The organism is Micromonospora pattaloongensis (genome assembly GCF_900107255.1).
Classification (GTDB): Bacteria; Actinomycetota; Actinomycetes; order Mycobacteriales; family Micromonosporaceae; genus Micromonospora_I; species Micromonospora_I pattaloongensis.
Window position 1 is genome coordinate 200506 of record NZ_FNPH01000003.1, and the last position, 22373, is coordinate 222878.

Annotated in this window: 24 protein-coding genes, 1 tRNA gene and 1 other RNA gene; 6 read left to right on the forward strand and 20 right to left on the reverse strand. The window is 71.9% G+C overall.

Annotated elements, in window-relative coordinates:
• Positions 1-16 precede the first annotated feature (16 nt).
• The 4 genes from BLW47_RS10330 to BLW47_RS10345 all read right to left on the reverse strand — a co-directional run bounded on the left by BLW47_RS10330 (position 17) and on the right by BLW47_RS10345 (position 1857).
• Positions 17-172 carry a hypothetical protein gene (locus BLW47_RS10330; RefSeq protein ID WP_245736574.1) on the reverse strand — a complete coding sequence of 52 codons (156 nt, stop codon included), beginning with the start codon at positions 170-172 and terminating at the stop codon, positions 17-19.
• Between the two features lie 554 nt (positions 173-726).
• A tRNA-Ala gene (locus BLW47_RS10335) sits at positions 727-799 on the reverse strand.
• Positions 800-898: 99 nt separating this feature from the next.
• Positions 899-1453, reverse strand: a complete 555-nt coding sequence (locus tag BLW47_RS10340; RefSeq protein WP_091554961.1) for a YqgE/AlgH family protein — start codon at positions 1451-1453, stop codon at positions 899-901.
• A 47-nt stretch (positions 1454-1500) separates the two neighbouring features.
• Positions 1501-1857 (reverse strand): VOC family protein, encoded by a 357-nt coding sequence (locus BLW47_RS10345; RefSeq protein WP_091554963.1) that lies wholly within the window; start codon positions 1855-1857, stop codon positions 1501-1503.
• Between the two features lie 114 nt (positions 1858-1971).
• On the opposite strand from BLW47_RS10345, the gene BLW47_RS10350 reads away from it, so the two are divergent.
• Positions 1972-2751: an S-methyl-5'-thioadenosine phosphorylase gene (locus BLW47_RS10350; protein ID WP_091555747.1), complete on the forward strand. Its 780-nt coding sequence runs from the start codon at positions 1972-1974 to the stop codon at positions 2749-2751.
• An 18-nt stretch (positions 2752-2769) separates the two neighbouring features.
• Here BLW47_RS10350 and BLW47_RS10355 read toward each other — a convergent pair whose 3' ends face one another.
• The 4 genes from BLW47_RS10355 to BLW47_RS10370 all read right to left on the reverse strand — a co-directional run bounded on the left by BLW47_RS10355 (position 2770) and on the right by BLW47_RS10370 (position 5338).
• On the reverse strand, positions 2770-3093 hold the full coding sequence (locus BLW47_RS10355; RefSeq protein ID WP_091554965.1) for a response regulator: 324 nt from the start codon (positions 3091-3093) through the stop codon (positions 2770-2772).
• Positions 3094-3096: 3 nt separating this feature from the next.
• Positions 3097-4044, reverse strand: a complete 948-nt coding sequence (locus BLW47_RS10360) for a hypothetical protein (protein WP_091554967.1) — start codon at positions 4042-4044, stop codon at positions 3097-3099.
• A 40-nt stretch (positions 4045-4084) separates the two neighbouring features.
• Entirely contained in the window at positions 4085-4597 is a 513-nt protein-coding gene (locus BLW47_RS10365; protein WP_139307227.1) for a hypothetical protein, read from the reverse strand.
• Between the two features lie 189 nt (positions 4598-4786).
• The gene (locus BLW47_RS10370) at positions 4787-5338 is read right to left on the reverse strand and encodes a GNAT family N-acetyltransferase (RefSeq protein WP_091554972.1); all 552 of its coding nucleotides are present in this window, start codon (positions 5336-5338) and stop codon (positions 4787-4789) included.
• 139 nt (positions 5339-5477) lie between these two features.
• On the opposite strand from BLW47_RS10370, the gene BLW47_RS10375 reads away from it, so the two are divergent.
• The 3 genes from BLW47_RS10375 (at position 5478) to BLW47_RS10385 (ending at position 7363) form a co-directional block, all read left to right on the forward strand.
• A complete protein-coding gene (locus tag BLW47_RS10375; RefSeq protein ID WP_091554974.1) occupies positions 5478-6221 on the forward strand; it encodes a helix-turn-helix domain-containing protein in 744 nt (247 codons plus the stop codon).
• Positions 6222-6225: 4 nt separating this feature from the next.
• Complete coding sequence (locus BLW47_RS10380) at positions 6226-6762, forward strand: VOC family protein (protein ID WP_091554978.1); 537 nt, start codon at positions 6226-6228, stop codon at positions 6760-6762.
• Between the two features lie 199 nt (positions 6763-6961).
• A complete protein-coding gene (locus tag BLW47_RS10385; RefSeq protein WP_175543583.1) occupies positions 6962-7363 on the forward strand; it encodes an STAS domain-containing protein in 402 nt (133 codons plus the stop codon).
• Here BLW47_RS10385 and BLW47_RS10390 read toward each other — a convergent pair.
• A complete protein-coding gene (locus tag BLW47_RS10390; RefSeq protein WP_091554981.1) occupies positions 7274-8230 on the reverse strand; it encodes a sigma-70 family RNA polymerase sigma factor in 957 nt (318 codons plus the stop codon). The genes BLW47_RS10385 and BLW47_RS10390 overlap by 90 nt on opposite strands.
• Before the next feature lie 174 nt (positions 8231-8404).
• On the opposite strand from BLW47_RS10390, the gene BLW47_RS10395 reads away from it, so the two are divergent.
• A complete protein-coding gene (locus BLW47_RS10395) occupies positions 8405-9238 on the forward strand; it encodes an alpha/beta fold hydrolase (protein ID WP_091554984.1) in 834 nt (277 codons plus the stop codon).
• Positions 9239-9545: 307 nt separating this feature from the next.
• On the opposite strand, the gene BLW47_RS10400 is transcribed toward BLW47_RS10395, so the two are convergent.
• From BLW47_RS10400 to BLW47_RS10450, 11 genes are all read right to left on the reverse strand, one after another.
• Positions 9546-10244: an aspartate/glutamate racemase family protein gene (locus BLW47_RS10400; RefSeq protein ID WP_091554987.1), complete on the reverse strand. Its 699-nt coding sequence runs from the start codon at positions 10242-10244 to the stop codon at positions 9546-9548.
• 237 nt (positions 10245-10481) lie between these two features.
• Positions 10482-10855: a transfer-messenger RNA gene (ssrA, locus tag BLW47_RS10405) on the reverse strand.
• Between the two features lie 146 nt (positions 10856-11001).
• Entirely contained in the window at positions 11002-12090 is a 1089-nt protein-coding gene (locus BLW47_RS10410; RefSeq protein ID WP_091554989.1) for an SRPBCC domain-containing protein, read from the reverse strand.
• A gap of 49 nt (positions 12091-12139) precedes the next feature.
• Positions 12140-12850, reverse strand: coding sequence for a cellulose binding domain-containing protein (locus BLW47_RS10415; protein ID WP_139307230.1), 711 nt, complete (start codon positions 12848-12850; stop codon positions 12140-12142).
• 61 nt (positions 12851-12911) lie between these two features.
• Positions 12912-13388, reverse strand: coding sequence for an SsrA-binding protein SmpB (gene smpB / locus BLW47_RS10420; RefSeq protein WP_091555749.1), 477 nt, complete (start codon positions 13386-13388; stop codon positions 12912-12914).
• 85 nt (positions 13389-13473) lie between these two features.
• Positions 13474-14727 carry a M23 family metallopeptidase gene (locus BLW47_RS10425; protein WP_091554994.1) on the reverse strand — a complete coding sequence of 418 codons (1254 nt, stop codon included), beginning with the start codon at positions 14725-14727 and terminating at the stop codon, positions 13474-13476.
• Positions 14728-14876: 149 nt separating this feature from the next.
• Positions 14877-15752, reverse strand: a complete 876-nt coding sequence (gene ftsX, locus BLW47_RS10430) for a permease-like cell division protein FtsX (RefSeq protein ID WP_091554996.1) — start codon at positions 15750-15752, stop codon at positions 14877-14879.
• Positions 15753-15822: 70 nt separating this feature from the next.
• Positions 15823-16503: a cell division ATP-binding protein FtsE gene (gene ftsE / locus BLW47_RS10435; RefSeq protein ID WP_091554999.1), complete on the reverse strand. Its 681-nt coding sequence runs from the start codon at positions 16501-16503 to the stop codon at positions 15823-15825.
• Between the two features lie 303 nt (positions 16504-16806).
• Positions 16807-17928, reverse strand: a complete 1122-nt coding sequence (gene prfB / locus BLW47_RS10440; protein ID WP_091555001.1) for a peptide chain release factor 2 — start codon at positions 17926-17928, stop codon at positions 16807-16809.
• 88 nt (positions 17929-18016) lie between these two features.
• On the reverse strand, positions 18017-18532 hold the full coding sequence (locus BLW47_RS10445; protein WP_091555751.1) for a PadR family transcriptional regulator: 516 nt from the start codon (positions 18530-18532) through the stop codon (positions 18017-18019).
• Positions 18533-19080: 548 nt separating this feature from the next.
• Positions 19081-19899: a tryptophan 2,3-dioxygenase gene (locus BLW47_RS10450; protein WP_139307232.1), complete on the reverse strand. Its 819-nt coding sequence runs from the start codon at positions 19897-19899 to the stop codon at positions 19081-19083.
• A 63-nt stretch (positions 19900-19962) separates the two neighbouring features.
• Here BLW47_RS10450 and BLW47_RS10455 point away from each other — a divergent pair, with 63 nt between their 5' ends.
• Positions 19963-22365 (forward strand): helicase C-terminal domain-containing protein, encoded by a 2403-nt coding sequence (locus BLW47_RS10455; RefSeq protein ID WP_139307234.1) that lies wholly within the window; start codon positions 19963-19965, stop codon positions 22363-22365.
• The last annotated feature ends 8 nt before the right edge of the window (positions 22366-22373 follow it).

A 22373-nucleotide genomic window follows, 5' to 3' on the forward strand; every position in this document is an offset into this window, starting at 1 on the left:
TCTGGGTTTCAGGTCATCAAGAGGCGAGGGCGGCGAAGTCGGCGACCAGGGCGGTGTAGACGTCGCGGACGATGTAGCGCTTCCGGCAGCGAAGGATCTCTTGTTTGCTGAGGCCTTCGGTGACGCGGCGGCGAACGTAGTCGCGGGTGCGCTGGCCGTAGCGCATGCGCATCGACCCGCCCTCCCGGGGAGCGGGCTGCCGCCCGGCCCGCCATGTCAAGCAGACCTTGACGGCTCGTACGGACGCTGGCAGGTCGGGCAGCGGGCTGCTCGGCTCGTTCCGGGTCGAGGGCAGGCGGGATCGCCTACCGCCACCAAGACGAACAGTGACCCGTCGACGGAGCCCGGCCATCCTGGAGCCGAGCGCCCCCGCCGGAGGCGCACTAACCGCCACCCGCGACCGCCGCCAGTCCGCCGGCGCGGCCGGCATGCCCTCCCCACGCAGCGCCGGCTCGTGGCGGGAAAGCGGCCAATCAGACTCCCCGGCCGCACTGCATGGCGACGTCGAATGGCACCTGGCGCAGTTCGCCGAGGGCGGCCCCGACGGGCGACTGTTCCTCGGGGTTCAAGGCGGAATTCCGCGCCGCCGCGACTTCCACCGGATATGGCGTAAAGGAGGCGAGAGGCAGGATCAGCGCCTGATCTGGCACACAGCGGCCGAGGAGGTCAGAAATGACAAACGCCCTGGTGGGGGATGTGATCCCTCACCAGGGCGTTGTGCTTGGGTGGAGCCGAGGGGACTCGAACCCCTGACCCCCACACTGCCAGTGTGGTGCGCTACCAGCTGCGCCACGGCCCCTTGCTTGTTCCCGGTCACCCGGGCACTCGCGCAATAGTACACATGCCGACGGCGTAGGTCATCTTGCGGGGTCCACGTCACACCCGCGTCGTCATACCCCTAGTTGAGGGTGACGTCGGAGGGGAAATGGGCGACCGCCGCCATCATCCCGCCCTGCCGGCGCAGCACCATCGGCCACAGGTCGTCGGGTCGCTCCATGAACGCGTCACCGGGCAGCGCGTCGAGCACGAACCAGGAGCCGGCCTCGATCTCCTCCTCCAGCTGCCCCGGCGACCAGCCGGAGTAGCCCGCGAAGACACGGATGCCGACGACGCTGTCGCGCAGCGACTCCGGGTCGGTCGACAGGTCGACGGTGCCCACCAGACCGGAGACCGGATGGAAGCCGCGGGCGCGCCGCGCCCCGGGGCGCATCCGGGCCACGCAGATCGCCGACTCCGGCTGCACCGGGCCGCCCTCGAAGAGCACGCCGGGCTCGCGGGCCATCGCGCCCCACGGGCCGAGCACCTCGGCAACCGGCACCTCGGTGGGACGGTTGAGCACCACCCCCAGGGCGCCGCCGGATTCGTGCGCGACGAGCAGCACGACGGTCCGGTCGAAGTTGGGATCTTTGAGGGAGGGAGTCGCGACGAGCAGCTGCCCGGTCATCGACTCCATCGACCGCCCCCCGATTCGCTGCCCCTCGCTGTGCACCGCTACCTCCGCTATCCGTGCGCGTCCGAGACGCAGAACTCGTTCCCCTCAGGGTCGGCCAGCACGCTCCAGGCGAAGCCCGGAGTGCCGTGTTCCGCGACCAGCGTCGCCCCCAGCGCGACCAGCCGGGTCACCTCGGCCGCACGGTCGTCGGCCTCCCAGTCGATGTGTACGCGATTCTTACCCGAACGCTGCCCCGCGACGCGCTGCAGGCCGATGTTGGTCGCACCGCCGTCGGTCGGGGCGAGGATCAGGAACTCGTCCTCGTGCCGCCACTTGATCTGGTAGCCCGCGGCCTCCGACCAGAACTTGGCGAGCCCCACCGGATCGGTGCAGTCGATCGTCACCATGCGCGCAGTCAAGGCCATGCCTGGCACCATAGCCTGCGATCTGCGTGTGGTTAAGGTCTAGCGGCGTGTGTACGCCGCGAGCTCGGGCAGCGGCGGGAGGTTGACCGCGTGGACCGACCGGTGGAAGTCGCGGTGATCGGCGGCTCGGGGCTGTATTCGCTGCTGGAGCACGCCGTCGAACACGTCGTGGCGACGCCGTACGGCCCGCCGTCGGACCCGGTCACCGTCGCGTTGCTCGCCGGTCGGCGGGTGGCGTTCCTGCCCCGGCACGGACGCGACCACCGACACCCGCCCCACCTCATCCCCTACCGGGCCAACCTGTGGGCGCTGCGCGCGCTGGGCGTACGCCAGATCATCGCGCCGTGCGCGGTCGGCGGGCTGCGCCCGGAGCTCGGCCCCGGCACCTTCGCGGTGCCCGACCAGCTCATCGACCGGACCAGCGGACGGGACCGGACGTACTACGACCGGGGGGCGGTGCACGTGCCGTTCGCCGACCCGTACTGCCCGGTGGGGCGTCGGACGGTGCTGGCCGCGGCGCGCCGGCGCGGCATCGACGCGGTGGACGGCGGCACGCTGGTGGTCGTCGATGGGCCGCGTTTCTCGACCCGCGCGGAGTCGCGGGCGTACGCCGCGATGGGCGGCACGCTCGTCAACATGACCGGCCAACCGGAGGCCGCGCTCGCGCGCGAGCTGGCGCTCTGCTACACCTCCGTCGCGCTCGTGACCGACCTCGACGCCGGGGTGGAGCAGGGCGGCGGCGTCACGCAGACGGAGGTGTTGCGGGTCTTCGCCGCGAACACCGCGCGACTACGCGCGCTGCTGCTCGACGCGCTGGCGGCGCTGCCGACGGACCGGGAGTGCCCGTGCGGCGACGCGCTGGACGGGATCAGGCTGCCGTTCGCGCTCCCCTGACGGCGCGTCGAGACGCGATCAAGGGTTTCGGCGCCGATCGGGGGGTTCTTCGCCCGGATTGGTCTCGGATCGGGTGAACAGGTCCCTGATCGACGAGAAACAGGTGGACGGACGTGACCGCGCGGAGGCGGTCGGCACGGTCACATCGAGGACGACCACGTCGGGGTCGACGGCGGCGAGCGCCCGGGGCCCGTCGGGGGCGACCGAGACCGCCAGCCCGGCGCGTCGCAGGTATCCGCGGATCACGTCGCCGACGGCCGGGTCGTCGGTGACGACGAGCACGCGCCCGGCCAGCGGGGCGACCGTGGAGACGGCCGGCGGTTCGGCGTACGGCTGGGGCATGGCTCAGCGCGCCGTGGTGAGCAGGAGCGGCCGCCCGGTCGCCACATCGAGCACCGCGCGGGCGCCGAGCGGACGGTCGAGCGTGACGGTGACGGGGTGCAGCAACAACTGCTGCGTGCACATCTCCTGCGACCGGCGCACCGATCCCCCGACCACGACGACGTCGTCGTGCTCCTGCACCAGCCGCTCGATGTCCTTGTCGCAGGCGCCGACCCCCAGTCGGTAGGTCAGCTTGGCGCCCTCGGCGGCGGTGAGGTCCTGCGCAGCCACCAGCTCCTCCGGCAGCTGCCCGGACCGCTCCGGCGGCGTCGGCATCGCGGTGATCGCGGTGGGCGCCACGGCGAGCCGGGCGATCGGCGCCTTCAGCTCCTCGATCGTGAAGATCCAGGCGGGGACGGTCGCGGTGCCGCGACTGGTCAGCACGGTGGCGGTGCCGAGCTTCGCGCCGGTCACGGTCAGCGGGATGCAGGCGGTGTCGGGCCCGGAGGAGACCGCCCCGTTGGGGTCGGCGCCGGTCGGCGCCGGCCGCGCCGGGCGGGCGCACGGCGGCGGGTCGCCCTGGTCGAGCTCCCGGTACGCGTCCCGCGCGCTGACCAGCGGCACGGTCAGCGTCCCGTCGGGGAACCGGACGGTCCCGTCGGCGGGCTTCCCGGCGGGCAGCGGAATCCCGTCGCGGTACCACCCCTGCAGGAACGCCTGCTTGGTGTCGTTAGTGAAGCCCGGATCCGCGGTCAGCACCGTCCGGTCCTGCAGCGGCACGTATCCCCGCCGCCATTTGTCCGCGCCGACCGCGGTCCGCCAGGTCTCGGCAACCTCGGTGGCGTGCCGCGCGAAGGCGTCGGCCCGCTCGTCGGCCGACGGCGCGGGAGCGGCCGGCGCGGTGCCGGGCCGGGCGCAGCCGGCGGCGAGAAGCATCAGCGAAAGGCCCACCAGGGCGGCAGTACGGCGCATGTCGGTCTGACGCGTGGCCGACCCCGACGGTTCCCGACGGTCAGGTCTCGCCGCCGATGTCGGTCCCGTAGGCGTCGTAGATGAGGTCCGCGCCCCGCTGGCGGTGCCGCGACAGCGCGCGCAGCAGCTCGTCCGCCCAGTCCCGCAGCTGCTCGATGCTGAGATCCCGGGAGTCGATCCGGTGCTGCAACACGGACATGCCGGCCGCGATCGCGGTGTGCTCGCGGGTCAGCCGCCAGACGTCGCGCGCGAGCCGCGGGGCGTGCGCGAGCAGATCGGCGTAGAGCCCGTCCGTGCCCTCGGTGAGCAGGATGTGTTCGGTGAACGCCACCCGCAGCGCGTGCAACCGGGTGCCGACGAACTCCCGCCACTGCGGATCGGCCGCCGGCACGACAAGCGCCGCTTCGAAGGCGGCGATGGCGCCGAGCAGGGTGGTGCGATGAGGCCGGACCACCCGCAGCGCGACCGTGGGCGTGGGCGCCGCGTCCGCCGCCGAGGATTGGCGCACGCATTCCGCGTACGCCGCCGTCTGCTGGGACGCTCCTGGCGCCATGACGCACCTCCTCGGCTCAACCCATGAGCCGATAGTGGGCTACGTCACATCGCGTGTAAAGCCCACGATCGCGCCTATTCGCCACCCGCGCAATGCGGACCGCCGACCCCGGACGGACCACGGGACCCGCGAGCCGAAGTGAGGTGAAGAGCGACTTTGCAGCTGGCTGCCTAACGGCCGCCGATCTCGTCAACCCGTGGCGCACCAGTACCGGAGACGACCCGCGTTGCTCACATCCTGAAGCGTCCCGCCGTTGCGCTCGATCACCCGCCGCGAGGCGGCGTTCTCCGGGGCGCAGGTCAGCAACGCGGGGTTGATGCCCCATCCGTTGGCCAGGCGGAGGGCGGCGCCGAGCAGCGCGGTGGCGTGCCCCTGTCCCCGCGCCGACGGCCTCACGTCGTACCCGATGTGCCCGCCGAACTCCCGCAGTTCGTCGTTGAGGACCAGGTTGATTCGGACCCGCCCCAGGTACCGGTCCCCGTCGACCCACCACAGCACCCGGTGCGGTACCCGGTCCCGTGCGCAGTCGGCCGTACCGTTGACGCCCGCCAGCCGCAGCTCCTCGATCCAGAGGCGGAACACGGCAGGGTCGGCCAGCGCCTCGGCATCGACCTCCGCGTGAAGATCCTCCGCATGGTGCTCCCCCAGCGCGTCCAGGAACGACGCGTGCACCGCGGAGCTCGGCGTGGCCAGCCGGCCCCGCGTCGCCGGGCCGGCACTGCGGCTGCCGAGCATGGTCATCGGCCCACCGTGCCCGGACGCGCTCGCGACACGCAACCTGATTCACGAGGACGCTGCCGGACCTGAGCGCCGTCGCTGGCCTTGCCGCCCCAGTCGGGCGGCAGAGTTCCTGCTCCCGGCCCGCCTAGGCTCGCGACCTGTGTGGGAAGAGGGCGCGTCGCGTCATCCAGCGATCCGGACGATCTGGCGCGCGCACGTCGAGGAACCGGGCAGGTATCTGCTCGCGGCCAATGAGTTCTGGGGCATCTCGTTCATCCGGCACACGGACGGCACCGTCTCGGCCGAGCTGGACGGCCCCACGGTGCAGGCGCGCACGACCACGAGCGTGCGGGGGGAGGATTACTGGGGGCTTGAGCTCCGGGCGCACGTCTTCGTACAGGGTGTCGAGAAGATGACGCTCCTGGAAGCGACACACCGGCTGCCTGTGACGGACGACTGCGTCCTCCTCGGCGGCTGTCACGCCCCGGTGCCCCGGTGGGGCGGGCTTGAGGATTTCGTGGACAGTCTCCTCGCGGCCGGCGCCCTGGTGGCGGACGAGGACGTCCGTCGCGCGCTGCGCGGCGACTACAGCGGACTTGCCCGGCGCACCTGGCAGCGAAGATTCCGGGCGGTCACCGGGCTCAGCCCCAAGCAGGTTCAGCAGCTGCAACGGGCTCGACACGCGTACGTGCTCCTGCAGAGCGGGATGCCCGCGGCTGAAGCAGCCGTCGCGGCCGGCTTCGCCGACCAGTCGCATCTGACCCGATCCCTACGGCGGATCCGAAACGAAACACCGGCCCGCATCATCGCCACTCACCTGCGCAGTGCCGCGCAGCGAGACGCATTCGTTCAAGACTCCGACTCGAGCGAGGTGTGGACTGGCGGCACCGCCGACGAGAGGTGACCCCATGACCATGCCTGCGGCCCCCGAGGGCTTCGCCACCATCAACCCGTTCATCATCACCGAAAACGCGGACGGGTTGATCGCCTTCCTGGCCGAGGTGTTCGGCGGAACCGAGAATCCGCAGGCCCGCACGGTGGACGTCGACGGCCTTCTGCTGCACGCGGAGCTGCAGATCGGGAACACGACCCTCATGTTCGGCGAGCGCAAGCCAGGATGGCCGTTTCTACCCAGCCTGCTGCAGGTCTATGTCGACGACGTTCAGGCCACCCTGGCGACGGCCCGACGACTCGGCGCGGACGTCGTCACCGAGCCCACACCGTTCTACGGCACCACGTTCTCCCGCTTCGTCGACCCGTGGAAGAACCTGTGGTGGGTCTACCAGCACGCCGGGTCGACCGAGTGGGAGGACGACGGCTCAACCGCGTGGGAGACCGACACCGGCGGTCAGAACGCCGATTGGTCGCAGACGGCACCCGAGCTCGAGTACATCCATCGGACCCTGCTGGAGACCCTGCCCACGCTACGGGAGTGTGTGCGCTGAACCCCTCGTGTCTCGGCGGCCCCGCGGCTGCCGGTGCGGCTGGGTCGAAGAGTTGGTGGCGAAGGTCTTGCAGTAGGTGGGTGTGCGGCGGCCGTGATGGTGAAGCCGCGCGAGAGCCGGACTCATCGGTCGCGTTCCGGTGAGTCCGGCGCGGTCGTCCGGTCCAAGCTATGAGGGCCACAACCGGATGGGAGTCGCCGTGGGAACGGAAATGTGGCACGGGGATCCGGCCCCGCCCGTTCTGGTCATCGGCGCCGCCATCGGGCGCGCCGACATTCCGGCGCTGTGCGCCCGCCTCGCCGAGCTGGTCGTCCCGTTGCCGGCGCAGGGTGCCGTGGTCGTGTGCGATGTGAGCGCGGTGGTCGAGCCGAGCGCGGTCATCCTCGACGTCCTCGCCCGGTTGCGGCTGACCGCGCGGCGACTCGGCGCCGACATCCGCGTGCACGCGGCGCACGCAAACCTGTGTCAGCTCCTCGCACTCACCGGCCTCGGCGCGGTCACCCCGCTCGGTTCAGCCCTCCAACCTCATTGGCAGGCCGAAGAGCGGGAACAGCCGCTCGACGTCGAGGAAGGTGGTGATCGTGCGGATCCGCTCGGCTGAGATGTCCAGCACGGTGAGCCCCCAGGGGCCGGTCGTCCGGTACTGGCCGAACGCCGGCATCCCGTTCGCCACCGTCGGCACGAGGCGCGAACCCCGGCACCCGCTGCCGGTGCCCAGCATCCAGTCGCGGATGTCGGCGCGCCCGCGCAGCCACAGCGGCAGCGGCGGCATGTTGAGCGTCACGTCCTCGTGCAGCAGCCCGGTGAGCGCGGTTATGTCGTAGTCCTCGAACGCCCTGACGTAGCGCTCCAGCAGGTCGGCCTGGTCACGGTCCAGCGGGTTGAGGGTATCCGCGCCGAGGTCAGCGCCGGCCAGCGCGGCGCGGGCCCGCTGGAGGGCGCTGTTGACGGAGGCGACCGACGTGTCGAGCAGTTCGGCGACCTCGGCGGCCGACCAGGCGAGCACCTCGCGCAGAATCAGCACCGCCCGTTGCCGGGGCGGCAGGTGCTGCAGGGCCGCCACGAACGCCAGGCGGATGGACTCCCGTGCGACCGCCACCTCGGCGGGGTCGGCCGCGGCGACCCGCGCGTCGGGGACCGGGCCGACCCATACGTCCTCCGGCAGCGGCTCGCCCGGCGCCGACTGCGCGGTACCGGCCGGGCCGAGGTCCATCGGCCGGGCGCGCCGCTGGGCGCTGCCCAGCATGGTGAGGCACACGTTCGTCGCGATCCGGTACAGCCAGGACCGCAGCGCCGCCCGGCCCTCGAACCGGTCGAGGCCGCGCCAGGCCCGGATCATCGTGTCCTGCACGGCGTCCTCGGCCTCGAACGCCGAGCCGAGCATGCGGTAGCAGTAGCCGGTCAGCTCGCCCCGGAACGCTTCCAGACGAAGCTCAGCCGGCTCCTCGACGATCGAAACATCGCCCATCGGCACAACGTACCCGAGCCGGCACGGATGCGCGGCCGGGCCGGCGCGAGCCGGCTGGAGTGCCGGGCACCACCGGGAAGCATCCGTGACGACGTTTTTCCGCTCGCCGATGAGTTTCGGGCGGATGCGGGGTCTGCCGGCATGACAGCCACGACGAGGAGGCAGGAGTACCACATGACCAGCACGGAATGGACGAGCGCGGCGCCGGGCACCGGCCGGTACGCAGAGGTCAACGGCCTCAACCTGTACTACGAGACGCACGGGGCCGGAAGGCCGCTGATCCTGCTGCACGGCGGGCTCGGCTCGGGCGAGATGTTCGGCCCGATCCTGCCGCTGCTGGCCGAGCGGCGCCAGGTCATTCTCCCCGACCTGCAGGGGCACGGCCGGACCGCCGACATCGACCGGCCACTCGACCCGGAGTTCATGGCCGACGACATCGCCGCGCTCGTCGACCACCTCGGCCTGGACCGGCCGGACGTCGCCGGCTACTCGCTCGGCGGCGGGGTGGCGGTGCGCCTGGCGTCGCGGTACCCGAACAAGGTCGGCAGGCTGGTCGCGGCTTCGGCGTACATCCGTTCGGACGCGCCGTACCCGGAGATCCTGGGGCAGCAGGGTCAGGTGAACGCCGCCGCCGCCGAGTTCATGAAGGACACGCCGATGTACGAGCTGTACCAGCGGGTGGCGCCGCGCCCGGAGGACTTCCCCCGGCTGCTGGACAAGATCGGGGCGGCGATGGCGGAGGACTTCGACCTGACCGAGCAGGTGCGCGGCCTCCAGGTGCCCACGATGATCGTCGCGGGGGACGCGGACATGGCCCCGCCGAGCCACTTCGTCGAGGTCTTCAAGCTGCTCGACGGCGGGCTGCGGGACGGCGGCTGGATGGGCGAGGGCCGGCCCAAGGGCGGGCACGCGCTGGCGATCCTGCCCGGCATCACCCACTACACGATGTTCGCCTCGCCGCTGTTCGCCACGGTCGCCCTGGCCTACCTCGACGAGCAGCACGCCTGAGCCCTTCGGCCTCGAGCACTCGGACGCGCGGCGTCCGGGTGGCGGTTCTGGATCGCCTACAGACGACGATCCCCTGGCCCAGCTCCGACCGATGCTGCCGGGCCTCCAGACAACGCGGTACGCCCGGACCAAGTGGTCCGGGCGTACCGCGTTGTACGAAGAGTCTCCGCATATTCTGCGAAGACCCCACCGTGGGGTGTTCGCGGAATCAAGGACCCGCAGGTGAGGAGCGACTTTCTACGAACGCCGAGCGCAACTTGCACTCTCCAGCGTCACCCGCGGCGACTGCGCGCGGAGCGGCTGGTGGCTACGCATCGTCAAGGGCGAATTTGACCGCGGCCTCCGCGTGGATGCGCGCCGTCGGGAACATCGGCACCGGCAGGTCGTCCTCCCCGATGAGCAGCTCTATCTCCGTGCAGCCCGCGATGACGCCCTGCGCGCCCTCGTCGAGGAGGTCGCCGATGACGTCCAGGTACGCCTGCTTGGAGTCCGGGTTGATGACACCTCTCACCAACTCGCCGTAGATCACCTCGTGCACTCGGGTGCGGCCCGGCTCACCCGGCACGAGCACCGTCAGCCCGTGACGCTCCCGCAGACGCCCGACATAGAAGTCCTGCTCCATCGTGTACCGGGTGCCGAGCAGCGCCACGACGTCCACGCCGGCAGCCTTCACCGCCGCGGCGGTCGCGTCCGCGATGTGGATGACAGGGATAGGCACCGCCGCCTGCACCGTGTCAGCGAGCCGGTGCATCGTGTTCGTGCAGATGACGATGGCGTGAGCTCCACCGGCGGCCAGGTTCGCCGCAGCCTCGGCCAGCACGCGCCCGGCCTCGTCCCAGCGTCCCGACTCCTGCAGCGCCTCGATGTCGGCGAAGTTGAACGACCGGATGAGCAGGTCAGCCGAGGCGACACCGCCGAGCCTGTCGCGTACGAGCTCATTGATGGTGCGCTCGTACTCGATGGACGACTCCCACGACATCCCGCCCAGCAGGCCCAGTCTCCTCACGCGTACGACCGTACGAACACGAACCTGAACCGCAGGTAGGACACGCACGCCCACGGAGCCAACCGGCATGATGGTGGTCTCACCACGCGGACGCGCCTGCGCTTCGCAACGTGATTCACGAGTGACGGTCGCGGTCGGTGCGACGCCCGTCCGGACAACGCGAAGCGCCCCGGACCATGTGGTCCGGGGCGCTTCGCCATTCTGCAAAGTGTCTCCGCATATTCTGCGAAGACCCCACCGTGGAGGTGCCGGGAATCGAACCCGGGTCCTTCGGCGCATTGTCAGGGCTTCTCCGAGCGCAGCTCGCTATGCCTCTACTCGGCCCCACCGATCACGCGAGCGAGACGGTGTGACAGGCCCAGTCGCGATTAATCTCACCGCACGAACCCCGCGACCGGGTTCGATTGGCCAGCCTTCTCACTGATGCCGGTTACTGGGCCGAAGGCCCTCCCAGACCGACAGACTCACTACTCGCCTCAGGCGGCGAGAGCGAAGTCAGCGCGCTTAGAATTGGCGCTTATTGGTTTCCGACGACCGATTCACGAGACGACGTCGGCTTCCTCGGCTCGCTTCCCCTGCCGCAACGTACGAAGTCGAAACCAGTCACCCCCTCGACGTCTCCGCCGACCGGCGGAGATGGTGCTGCGACTGCCGCAGCCCTCCAAGCGTAACGCCTCGCGCAACCGACTTCATTCCGGATACCGGCCGGCGAGCCGGGGCGGGGCGTACCCGGGATCGTCAACGCCCCGGCCGGGCGTCACATTCCGCGGCACGCGACGCCCTCGACGCTGCACGTCAGCGGCGCCTTCGGGCCGAGCAGCGCGGTCGGGTCCAGCGCGACCGTGAACCCGAAGCTGGTCGAGGCGTCCGCGGCGAGCGGGGTGCCGGTGAACGTCACGGTTGTGCCCGTCTGTCGGAATGCGAGGTCGGCGCGGGCGACCACGGCCAGCGGCGGCAGCGTGATGGTCGCCGTCCAGCTCCGCGCCGGCGCCGTGCCGTCGTTGCGCACGGTGACGGCTCCGCTGTAGCCGAGCAGTTGCGCCGCGACCGGTCGGTACTCGGCGGTGAGGGACGGCGCCGGGTCCCGCAGTCGGGCGGTCGGCGGCGGCGTCGGGGCGGGCGGGGCGGCCGTCGTGCGCCGAACCGCCGGCGACGGCCGGGGGGCCGGCGGGACCGGCCGCTGCGGGGCCGGCGCGGCGACGTGGGACGGCACGATCACCGGCGGCGTCGACGGCGCCGGGGCCGGGCCGGGCCGCACGGTCGCGGGGTCGATCCGGGGCGGGAACAGACCGGCCACGGCGGCGCCCGTCGCGCCGGCCAGCACCGCGGTCAGCACGAGCGCGAACGATCCGCGCCGCCGCGCCCCGGCCCGGGCGGCGTCCGCCGGTGGGCGGGGCGCGGCCGCCACGATCGGCGGCGGCTCCGGCGGGGCACCGGCCACGACCCGATCGAGTACGGCGGGCAGCCGCCCACCGAACAGCGTCCGGTACGTCCGCGTCAGCGCGGCGCGGCGCTCGGAGCCCCGTACCCCGAGAAATCCGCGCTGCGTCACGACCAGCCGGCAGCCGGCGCCGGCCGGCGTCAGTTGCCACGTGACGTGGGTGTGCAGCTGCGGGCCCCGCCACCGCATCGCCAGCACGTGCAGCGGCTCGACCCGGGTCACCTCGCCCTCCACCGGCGCGTCGAATCCGGCCAGACCGCGCGGCCGCAGCCGCACCGGGGCCCCGATCCGCGGCTCCAGCTCCAGCGACGTGAACCAGCAGGCCAGCAGGGCGGGTTCGGTCAGCGCCCGCCAGGCGAGTTCGGGCGGATGGGCGAGGTCCAGCGCGATCCGGATTTCCGCCATCACGCGACCTTAGGGGCCGAACGTCCCACGCGCCGACCCGCCGGGCACATCAGGACAGTTCGCAGGGGACGCCGTTGACCGTGCAGCTGGTCGGGGCGACCGCCCGCCGGGTGCTCCTGTCGGCCCGGAAGCCCAGCTGCAGGGCGGCACCGCCGGTCAGCGGCTGCTTCGACGTGAAGACCAGGGTGCGCCCCGACGCGCTGGCGGTGACGTCGCCCCAGTACTGCCGGACGGTGATCCGGACGTCTCGGGGGTAGGTCAGCCGCAACTCGAAGCGACCGCCGGCGGCCCCGCGGTTGGTGACGTCGACGGCGGCGACGAAGCCGCCGTACCAGTCGCTGGTGACGGAGTAGCGCGCCCGGAAGTCGGGCTGCGGCGCCGCGCCGCGGGTCGGGGCGGGCGGCGGCGCAGCGCTCGTGGCCGGCCGGACCGGCAACGGTGTGCCGGGACGCGCGACCGGACCCGACCGGGACGCCGACGGAGCCGGCGACGGCGGGCGCGACGGCGAGGCCGAGGGTGACGGCGAGCCCGTGCGGCTCGGCGTGGGACCCGGGGTGACCGGGTCGGACGCCGGGAGGTTTTCGGGCGGCGCGGAGAGCGCGGCGGCCGGCTGCACGATCAGCATCGGCGGCGCGATCCCGCGGCCGTGGAAGACGGCCCAGACGCCGGCCCCGATGATCAGAGCGATCACCACGCCCAGGGCGAGACTCGATCGCGACTGCGGCGACTCGACACCCCGCTGCGACGCGTGTCTGGCCACCCGCGATCCCTCCCGCCTGCCGAGCACGCCGACGAGAGGGTAGCGGGAATTTACAGCGACGTCACTCCATGCCCTTGCCGCGCCGGCCGACGACCCGCTGGATCTCCCGGTCGGCGTCGCGTTTGGCCAGGTCCTGCCGCTTGTCGTAGGACTTCTTGCCCTTGGCGAGCCCGAGCTCCACCTTGGCCCAGCCGTCGGAGAAGTAGACCGACAGCGGCACCAGGGTCAGCCCGCTCTCCCGGAGCTTGCCGAGCAGCCGGTCGATCTCGATCCGGTTGAGCAGCAGCTTGCGGGTACGCCGCGGCTCGTGGTTGGTCCAGGTGCCCTGGGCGTACTCCGGGATGTGCATCCCGTAGAGGTAGATCTCGCCCTGCTTCTCCTGGGCGAACGCGTCGACCAGGGAGGCGCGGCCGGCGCGCAGCGACTTGACCTCGGTGCCGGTCAGCGCCATGCCCGCCTCGTACGTGTCGACGATCGCGTAGTCGTGGCGCGCCTTGCGGTTGGAGGCGACGACCTTGCGGCCCTTCTCCCGTGGCATGTCGGACACCTCCCCCGCGCTCTGGACAGCCGCGCAATGCTACACCGATCGGCGCTACCGCGATCGGCGCTACAGCGATCGGCGGTCAGCAGAGACAGGCCGGCAGCCAGCCGAGGGGCTGCACCGGCTCACCGTTGAGGCGCACCTCGAAGTGCAGATGGTCACCCGTCGACGCCCCGGTCGTGCCGACCCGGCCGATGATCTGTCCCCGGCGCACCCGCTGCCCCGACGACACGTTGATGCTCGACTGGTGGGCGTAGCAGGTGCTCAGCCACCGGCCGCCCGACCTGCCGTGGCTGATGCAGGTGTAGTTGCCGTACCCGCCGTTCCAGCCGGCGCGCATCACCGTGCCGTCGGCGGCAGCGTAGATCGGCGCACCGCCGCTGGCGGCGATGTCCATGCCGGCGTGCAACTGCCACACGTTGTAGTACGGGTCGAAGCGCATGCCGAAGTCGCTCGACTTCCAGCCGTTCGTCGGCATCAGCAGCTTCGCGCCCGGCCGGAGCGTGCCACCGCCGCTGGAGGGCCGCTGCCGGCGTTCCCAGGCGGCCAGCTCCGCCGCGATCCGCGCCGCCTCGTTCTTGGCCTGCCGGTACTTCGCGAGGCTGGCCGAGCGTTCCTGCCGGGCGACCTGCAGCGCGTTCTCCCGCTGCGCGACCAGCGCCGCGACCTCCGCGGCGGCCGCCTCGGCCTCCGCCTGCGCGCGCTTGGCGCCGGCCAGCGCCCGGTCGGCCTCGGTCCGCGCCTCCACCGCGCGCCGCTGCGCCGCGCCGGCCTCGTCCTGCGCCTGCTTGGCGGTGCTCCGGGCGCTCAGGAAGGTGTCCAGCGCCTCCTGCTCCGAGGCCATGAGGCGCTCGACGTAGCCGTACCGGTCCGCGGCGTCCATCGGGTCGCGCGAGCCCATCATCAGGTTCAGGCTGACGATGTTGCCGCCCTTGTAGGTGTTGGTGACCACGGCGGCGACCCGGTCCCGGGCGCCCTCCACCTGCTGCTCCGACTCGGTGTACCGCTTCTCGGCGTCGTCGAGCGCCGCCTCGGCCTCGGTGACCTTCCGCCGCGCGGTGTTCGCCGCGACCTGCGCCGCCGCGACCTGACCGCGCGCCTCGGCAACCCGGCTCTGCGCGGCCGGCAGTGCCGCCGTCGCCGCGACGAGGCGCCGCGCCGCGGCCTGCGCCCGACCGGTTGCGCCCTCCAGGATCGCCGACGCCTTGGCCACCTCGGCGTCGATGCGCCGCTTGTCGCCCCGCGGATCCGCGTGCGCCGCGCCCGCCGACGCGAGCGGCAGCGTCACCACGACAGCGGCGAGCAGCGACAGCAGCGATCTCCGATGCGAGCCCACGGACACCCCCCGTAAAACGTGAACGTGAGGTCAGGCTACTCCGGTCAGATCGGGCAGAGCGGGATATTCGGCGGCCATATGCCTCACAGAACGCAGATCGCCGCCCATCCGACGAAGCGGATGGGCGGCGACACGGGGCGCGGCAGGGGCTAGACCCGGAGGTAGAACCGGAGCGTGACCCATGCGGTCAGCGCGCTCACCAGGGCACCGGCGCCCGCCATCAGCGGGAACATGATCAGCACGTCGCCCCACTCGAGCGGCGTCAGCAGCTCGGTGAGATCCCGCAACGGGCCGTCGAGCAGCAGCACCTTGGCGAGCACCAGGGCACCGAAGCCGAGGATCGCGCCCATCAGGCCGGCCGCGACGGCCTCCAGCACGAACGGCGCCTGGATGAACCAGTTCGAGGCGCCGACCAGCTTCATGACCGCGACCTCGCGGCGCTTGCTGTACGCGGCGACCTGGATCGTGTTACCGACCAGCAACAGCGCCGCGACCGCCATGACCGAGGCCGCCACCAGCGCCATCTGTTGGACCGAGCCGAGGATGTTGAAGATCTTCTCCAGCAGCCGGCGCTGGTCGATGATCTCGTCGATCCCCTCGGTGTTCTTGTACTTGTTGAAGATCGCGTCGTACTGCTCCGGGTCCTTCAGCTTGACCCGGAAGGACTCGGGCAGCTGGTCCGGCTTCACCGCGCTGATGAAGTCCGGCGCGTCCTGGAACATGCTCTTGAACTTGTTGTACGCCTGCTCGCGGTTCTCGTAGATCACCGATGCGACGAGCGGGTCCGCCTTCAGCGACGACTCCAGGCTGGTGCGCTGCTCCGCCGTCGCGTCGGTCGACAGCCAGATCGAGACCTCGATCTTGTCGTAGTAGAAGTCCTTCATCTTGTTGACCTGCATGTACATCAGGCCACTGGCGCCCAGCATGGTCAGCGAGACCGCCATGGTGATGATCATGGCGATACTCATCGTGACGTTCCGCCACAGCCCGACCATCACCTCGGACAGGACGTATTTCGCGCGCATCGGGGGGTTGCCTCCGGATCTCCGCTTCGAGTGGGTTCGTCAGGTCGTGGCCGGCCGGCCCCGTGAAGGGCTAGCCGTAGACGCCGCGAGCCTGGTCGCGGACGATGCGACCACTCTCAATCTCAACGACGCGCCGGCGCATCTGGTTCACGATGTTCGAGTCGTGCGTGACCATCACGACCGTCGTCCCGGTCCGGTTGATCCGGTCCAGCAGCCGCATGATCTCGATCGAGGTGTCCGGGTCGAGGTTTCCGGTGGGCTCGTCGGCCAGCAGGATCAGCGGCCGGTTGACGAAGGCCCGGGCGACCGCGACGCGCTGCTGCTCACCACCGGAGAGCTCGTGCGGGTAGCGGTGCTCCTTGCCGCCGAGGCCGACCAGCTCCAGCACCTCGGGAACGACCCGGCGGGCGACCGCCTTGGTCTTGCCGATCACCTCGAGGGCGAACGCCACGTTCTCGTACGCGGTGCGGTTGGGCAGCAGACGGAAGTCCTGGAACACGCAGCCGATCGAGCGGCGGAAATGGGGGATCTTCCACGACCGCATCGCCGTGACGTCCCTGCTGTTGACGATGACCTTGCCGTTACTCGGCGTCACCTCGTGCAGCAGCAGCTTGATGATCGTGGACTTACCGGAGCCGGACGGCCCGATGAAGAAGACGAACTCGCCCTTCTCGATCGACACCGATACGTTGTCCAGCGATGGCCGGGACGCCTTGGGATACGTCTTGGTCACTTGCTCAAGCTGAATCACGGGTGGTGAGTCTACGCGGTGTAACCGAAACGCCAAGTCCACCCTGGAGGCGTTCGCCAGGTATGCCCGAAACGCCCCTCAGGTCTTTGCTCCGGACGGCCCCCGCCCTCCGTTCGGCCGACCGGGGCCGACCGTTCGAAGGAAGAACATCGGGCCGCAATCGGCAACCCCGCGCGATCACACCGTGACGCGGCGTATTCGGATCCCGGCGTGTCGCGACGGGGTCGCGGCGCGCCGGGTCCGGGTCGCGGGCGAGTCACGGCGCGCCGGACGACGTGACCGTCCGTAACGGAAGCGTTGCCGTCAGGCGGCATCCCCGGCGAGCTGACGCTGCTTGCGCCACCGGATGCCGGCCTCGATGAAGCCGTCCAGGTCGCCGTCGAAGACCGCCGACGGGTTGCCCGTCTCCTGCTCGGTGCGCAGGTCCTTGACCATCTGGTACGGGTGCAGCACGTAGGAGCGCATCTGGTCACCCCAGGAGCCGGCGGCGTCGGTCTTGAGGCCCTCCATCTTGGCCTGCTCCTCCTGCCGCTTGCGCTCCAACAGCCGCGCCTGCAACACGCGCAGCGCCGAGGCCTTGTTCTGCAGCTGCGACTTCTCGTTCTGGCAGGTCACGACGATGCCGGTGGGGATGTGCGTGAGCCGCACCGCGGAGTCGGTGGTGTTGACGCTCTGGCCGCCGGGGCCGGAGGAGCGGTAGACGTCCACCCGGATCTCGTTGTCGGGAATGTCGATGTGGTCGGTCTGCTCCACCACCGGCAGCACCTCGACGCCGGCGAAGCTGGTCTGGCGGCGGCCCTGGTTGTCGAAGGGGCTGATCCGGACCAGGCGGTGGGTGCCGGACTCGACGCTGAGGGTGCCGAACGCGTACGGGGCCTTCACGGCGAAGGTCGCCGACTTCAGCCCGGCCTCCTCGGCGTACGACGTCTCGTAGACCTCGGTCGAGTAGCCGTGCCGCTCCGCCCAGCGCAGGTACATCCGGAGCAGCATCTCCGCGAAGTCCGCGGCGTCGACGCCACCGGCGCCGGCCCGGATCGCGACCAGCGCCTCCCGGGCGTCGTACTCGCCGGAGAGCAGCGTGCGCACCTCCATCTCCTCGATGGCCTTGCGCAGCGCGGTCACCTCGCCACCGACCTCGGCGACCGAGCCCGCGTCGTCCTCCGCCTCGGCCATCTCCAGCAGCAGGCCGGCGTCGTCGAGCCGCGTGCGCAGGCCCTCGAGCTTGGCGATCTCGGAATTGACGTGCGAGAGCTTGGAGGTCACCTCCTGCGCCCGCGCCTGGTCGTTCCACAGATCGGGGGCGGAGGCCAGTTCCTCCAGCTCCGCCTTGTCGCGGCGCAGCCTGTCAACATCGAGGACGGCCTCGATGTTGCGCAGGGTGGCGTCAAGATCTTTGAGCTGGTCGGCGATGTCGGCAGCGGTCACAACAGTCAAGAATACGTCGCCCGGGAACGGGCAGGTCCCTCCCGTGGGCAACGCGACGCACGCCGACGGCGGGCGGGCCGCCGGGGCCCTACTCGACCGGAGCGTTCTTGAGCCAGGACAGGGCGGCCTTGTGGTAGGCGACGGCGAATTCCAGGGACGCGGCGGCGTACGTGTCGCCGGCCTTCTTCGCGTCGCGGGCCTGCTCACGGGCGGCGGCCAGGGCCTCCGCGTGGTACTCGTTCGCCTCGGCGTAGAGGCTGCGCAGCTGGGTGGCCGAGTGCTGGGCGCCGAACGCGACCCGGAGGGCCACCTGGTTGCGGATGGCGTCACGGCCGGGCGACTCGGTCAGCCAGCGGGAGAACGTGCGCTTGCCGGCGGCGGTGATCGCGTACGGCTGGCTGGACCGCGGCCCCGGCTTGCCCAGCCGGACATAGCCCTGCTCGGCCAGGACCGGCAACTCGCGGTAGACCTGACTGCGCGTCATGGACCAGAAGGGGGCCAGACGACGCTCGGCGGCGGCCATCAGCTGGCCGCCGGTCATGGGTCCTTCGTGGAGCAGACCCAGCAGGGCCGCCGCGGTAGGGTTGATTCCAGCATCCGCCATGCCCTCCACGCTGCCACTTTGCGTCCCGCGCGTCCAGGATTTCGCATGATCGGCAGCGTGGCGTGTTCCAATGTGCACTGTCCGTGGCAGACAGTCTGGTGAGGACTGTCGATATGATGAGCTGGCCTTTCGGGCCGCGACGGGCCGGTCGGTCGACCAACCCACTCGCCCGGTCGGTCATTTTCCGTCACGGATCAGACACTCTGCGGTGGTCAGATTCAGCGCGCAGAGCGGCCGAGAGAACGCTCTTTACCAGGACAGACACGGACATATCACCCGATTTACGACGGGACGGTGTCGGTAGCCGACACGGACGCTCCGTAGGCTGCCGCCGCCGATCGGCGACGCGGAGCTCGACCGCGCCACGGCAGCACACCGTCACGCCTCGTGACGCGATGTGACGAGCGTCGCGAATGCCCCGAACGGGTGACACCCGAGGCCCGATCCCGGCTCCCACTTCCGTGATCATGAGGTTCGCGACACGAACGCCGCGGCCCCGTGCCGCGAACCTCATGATCAACGCTTAGTTGGTTGTGCCCGCGCGGACATCACAGGCGGCTGCGCAGCTCCCACAGTTCGGGGTAGAAGCGCAGCTCGATCCGGGACCGGAGGTACGCGCCGCCGGCCGAGCCACCGGTGCCCGGTTTCGTGCCGATCTGCCGCTCGGCCATCAGCACATGTCGCGCCCGCCACAGGCAGAACGCCTGGTCGTGCGCGACCAGCGCCTCCGCCAGGTCCCACAGCTGACCGAAGCGCTCCCGGTCCCGGGCGATCGCCGCGTACGCCGCGAAACGCTGCTCCGCGGTCCCCACCTCGAAACCGGCCTTCGCCAGCACCGCCAGGAAGCCGTCCCAGAGGCTCGGCTCGGCCAGCCGCCGCTCGAGCCGGGCGCGGTCGTCATCGGTCAGCCCCCGGAACCGCTGCAGGTAGCCCGGGTCCTTCGCGCCGGAGAGGAACTCGATCTCCCGGAACTGCGCGGACTGGAAGCCAGACGCCGGCGCCAGCTTGGTCCGGAACGCGAGGAAGTCCTGCGGGGTCATCGTGTCGATCACGTCGACCTGGTTCACCAGGACCCGTTCGATCGTGTGACACCGCTCCAGCCGCACCCGCGGCAGATACGAGTCGCCGGCGAGCATCCGGTCCCGCGCGTCGGTCAACTCGGACAGCAGCAGCTTGAACCACAGCTCGTAGACCTGGTGGATCGTGATGAACAGCAGCTCGTCGTGGGCCGGCGGCGCGGACTCGGGGACCTGCTGGCCCAGCAGATCGGTCAGGCGCAGGTAGGCGCCGTACGTCAGGACGCCACCCTGCTCGCCGAAGCGCGGGTCCGGGACGCCACCGTTGTCATGAAGGGTCTCTTCCGTCACGCCCGCACGGTACCGCCAACCGCGTTTGACCTGCGGCTGCCGCGTACGGCAGATTGAGCGGACGTGTCGTCTCCCCTGGCTCGGTGGCTCGCGACGCTCGACCCGGACTCGCTCGCCGGGCTGCTCGCCCGGCGACCCGACGCGCTGCGGGACCCCGCGCCGGCCGACCTGCCGGCGCTCGCCGCCCGGCTCCAGGAGCGCAACTCCGCCGTCGCCGCGCTCGCGTCGCTGCCCCGCCCCGCCGTTCAGCTCGTCGAGGCGCTCCAGAGCATCGGCGGCCCGACCGTCGACCGGGAGCGGCTCGCCGCCGCGGTCGGCCGCGCCCCCGACGACGCGCGGCTCGACGAGGCGCTCGGCACGCTCGCCGGGTCCGCGCTGGTCTGGCCGGACGGCGCCGCCCTGCGGATGGCGGCCCCACTGTGGTCGGTCTTCGCGCATCCGCTGGGGCTCGGCCCGCCGGCAGCACGGCTGCTGAGCACGGTGCCCGCCGGCGAGCTGAGCGAGCTCGCCGGCACGCTCGGGCTGCCACGCGCCCGTACCCGTCACGAGCTGCTCGCGGTCGTCGCGACCGCGCTCGCCGACCCCGACCGGATCGCCGCGCTGGTCGCGACCGCGCCGCCGGACGCGCGGGAGCTGCTGCGCGCGGTCGCCGGCTCCGGCCCGCTGGTCCCGGCGCCCCCGCAGTTCGAGGTACGCAGCCCGGACGGCCCGGCGATCGCCTGGGCGGTGCGGCACGGCCTGCTGGTCTGGGACGGCTGGCACCACGCGCAGATGCCCCGCGAGGTCGCGATAGCGCTGCGCGGCCCGGACCGGGCCGCCCCGTTCGACCCGGACCCTCCGGTGATGGCGCTGGCGCCCGCGACCCCCGACGCCGTCGCCCGGGAGGCCGCGGCCGCCGCGACCGCCGCCGTCGAGCGGATCTCGGCGCTGCTCGACGCCGCCTCCACCACCCCGGTCACGCTGCTCAAGGCCGGCGGCGTCGGCAGCCGGGAGCTCCGCCGGCTGGGCAGGGCCACCGACTGCGCCGAGCCCGAGACGCGGCTGTGGCTGGAGCTCGCGTACACGGCGGGGCTGCTCGGGATCGCGGGTGGGCAGGCGCAGCCGACCGACGCGTACGACGAGTGGTGCGACGGTGAGCCCGCGGCGCGGCTGCCCGCGCTGCTGCGGGCGTGGCAGCAGCTGCCCGGCGCGCCGCTCGCCGAGCACCGCCCGGACGGCGGGCCGCCCTCCGCCCCGCTGCTGCGCGACGGCGCCTGGCTGGCGGCGTACGACCTGCGGCCGGTGCTGCTGCGGGTCGCCGCGGAGCTGCCCGACGGGCAGGGCGTGGTCGACGGCGTTCAGGTGGCCGCGGCGCTGGCCTGGCGGCTGCCGATGCTGATCGGGGCGACCGGCGGGCTGGCGGAGCTGCTGGCCGGGCTCTGGGAGGAGGCGCGACTGCTCGGGATCGTCGCGCACGGCGCGCTCACCCCGCTCGGGCGGGCGCTGACCGACGACCCCGCCGCCCTGGACGACGCGGCCGCGGCCCTGCTGCCGCCGGCCGTCCGGGAGGCCGTCTTCCAGACCGACCTGACCGTGGTGGTGCCGGGCATCCCGGCCGCCGCCGTGGCCGAGCTGCTCGACGCCGCCGCCGAGCGGGAGTCGCGCGGCGGCGCGACGATCTGGCGGATCACCTCCGGCTCGCTGCGCGCCGCCCTCGACGCCGGCTACGACCCGGCGGAGCTGCTCGACGCGCTGCGCGACGCCGCGGTCGGCCGGTCCCTGCCGCAGGCGCTGGAATACCTGCTCGCCGACGTCGCGCGGCGGCACGGCCGGATGCGGGTACGGGCGGTGGGCTGCGTGCTGCGCGCCGACGACCCGGCGCTGCTGGCCGAGATCGTGCGGTCCCGCGCGCTGCGCCCGCTCGGGCTGGCCCTGCTCGCCCCGACGGTGCTGGCCAGCGCGAAACCGGTGGCCGACACGCTCGCCGCGCTCCGGGCCGCCGGTTACGCGCCGGCCGCCGAGGACTCCGACGGCGAGCTGCTCGTGGAGCGGGCGACGAAGCGGCGCGCGCCGGCGCTGCGCCGCCGCGGGCGGCCTCCCGCGGGCCGGGAGCGGACGGCCGCCGCCGGCGTGGACGTCGCCGAGCTCGCCCGCCGGCTGCTCGCCGCCCCGCTCCCGGAACCCGTGCCGGAGCAGGAGCTGGCCCCCGTGCTCGACCTGCGCCCGCGGCTGGTCACCGACGCGGTCGAGGCGGCGGTGCGGGAGCACGCGACGCAGCTCAGCGACGGCGAGCAGCGGCTGCTGGTGACCGCGGTCGCCACCGGTGAAGCGGTACGGATCAACTACCGCAACGCCGGTGGCGACTTCTCGGTGCGGGTCGTCGAGCCCACCGAGGTGGAACGGCACCTGCTGGTGGGCTGGTGTCACCTGCGCGACGAGGAGCGCGCGTTCGCGTTGGACCGCATCGAACGCGTCTCCCCCGCCTGACGCGGCGG

Excerpts from the sequence above, each read along its gene's own strand:
- BLW47_RS10330 (WP_245736574.1), bottom strand. The coding sequence starts at position 172 with ATGCGCATGCGCTACGGCCAGCGCACCCGCGACTACGTTCGCCGCCGC.
- BLW47_RS10340 (WP_091554961.1), bottom strand. The coding sequence starts at position 1,453 with ATGGAGTCGATGACCGGGCAGCTGCTCGTCGCGACTCCCTCCCTCAAA.
- BLW47_RS10345 (WP_091554963.1), bottom strand. The coding sequence starts at position 1,857 with ATGGCCTTGACTGCGCGCATGGTGACGATCGACTGCACCGATCCGGTG.
- BLW47_RS10355 (WP_091554965.1), bottom strand. The coding sequence starts at position 3,093 with ATGCCCCAGCCGTACGCCGAACCGCCGGCCGTCTCCACGGTCGCCCCG.
- BLW47_RS10360 (WP_091554967.1), bottom strand. The coding sequence starts at position 4,044 with ATGCGCCGTACTGCCGCCCTGGTGGGCCTTTCGCTGATGCTTCTCGCC.
- BLW47_RS10365 (WP_139307227.1), bottom strand. The coding sequence starts at position 4,597 with ATGGCGCCAGGAGCGTCCCAGCAGACGGCGGCGTACGCGGAATGCGTG.
- BLW47_RS10370 (WP_091554972.1), bottom strand. The coding sequence starts at position 5,338 with ATGACCATGCTCGGCAGCCGCAGTGCCGGCCCGGCGACGCGGGGCCGG.
- BLW47_RS10380 (WP_091554978.1), top strand. The coding sequence starts at position 6,226 with ATGACCATGCCTGCGGCCCCCGAGGGCTTCGCCACCATCAACCCGTTC.
- BLW47_RS10390 (WP_091554981.1), bottom strand. The coding sequence starts at position 8,230 with ATGGGCGATGTTTCGATCGTCGAGGAGCCGGCTGAGCTTCGTCTGGAA.
- BLW47_RS10395 (WP_091554984.1), top strand. The coding sequence starts at position 8,405 with ATGACCAGCACGGAATGGACGAGCGCGGCGCCGGGCACCGGCCGGTAC.
- BLW47_RS10410 (WP_091554989.1), bottom strand. The coding sequence starts at position 12,090 with ATGGCGGAAATCCGGATCGCGCTGGACCTCGCCCATCCGCCCGAACTC.
- smpB (WP_091555749.1), bottom strand. The coding sequence starts at position 13,388 with ATGCCACGGGAGAAGGGCCGCAAGGTCGTCGCCTCCAACCGCAAGGCG.
- ftsX (WP_091554996.1), bottom strand. The coding sequence starts at position 15,752 with ATGCGCGCGAAATACGTCCTGTCCGAGGTGATGGTCGGGCTGTGGCGG.
- BLW47_RS10445 (WP_091555751.1), bottom strand. The coding sequence starts at position 18,532 with ATGGCGGATGCTGGAATCAACCCTACCGCGGCGGCCCTGCTGGGTCTG.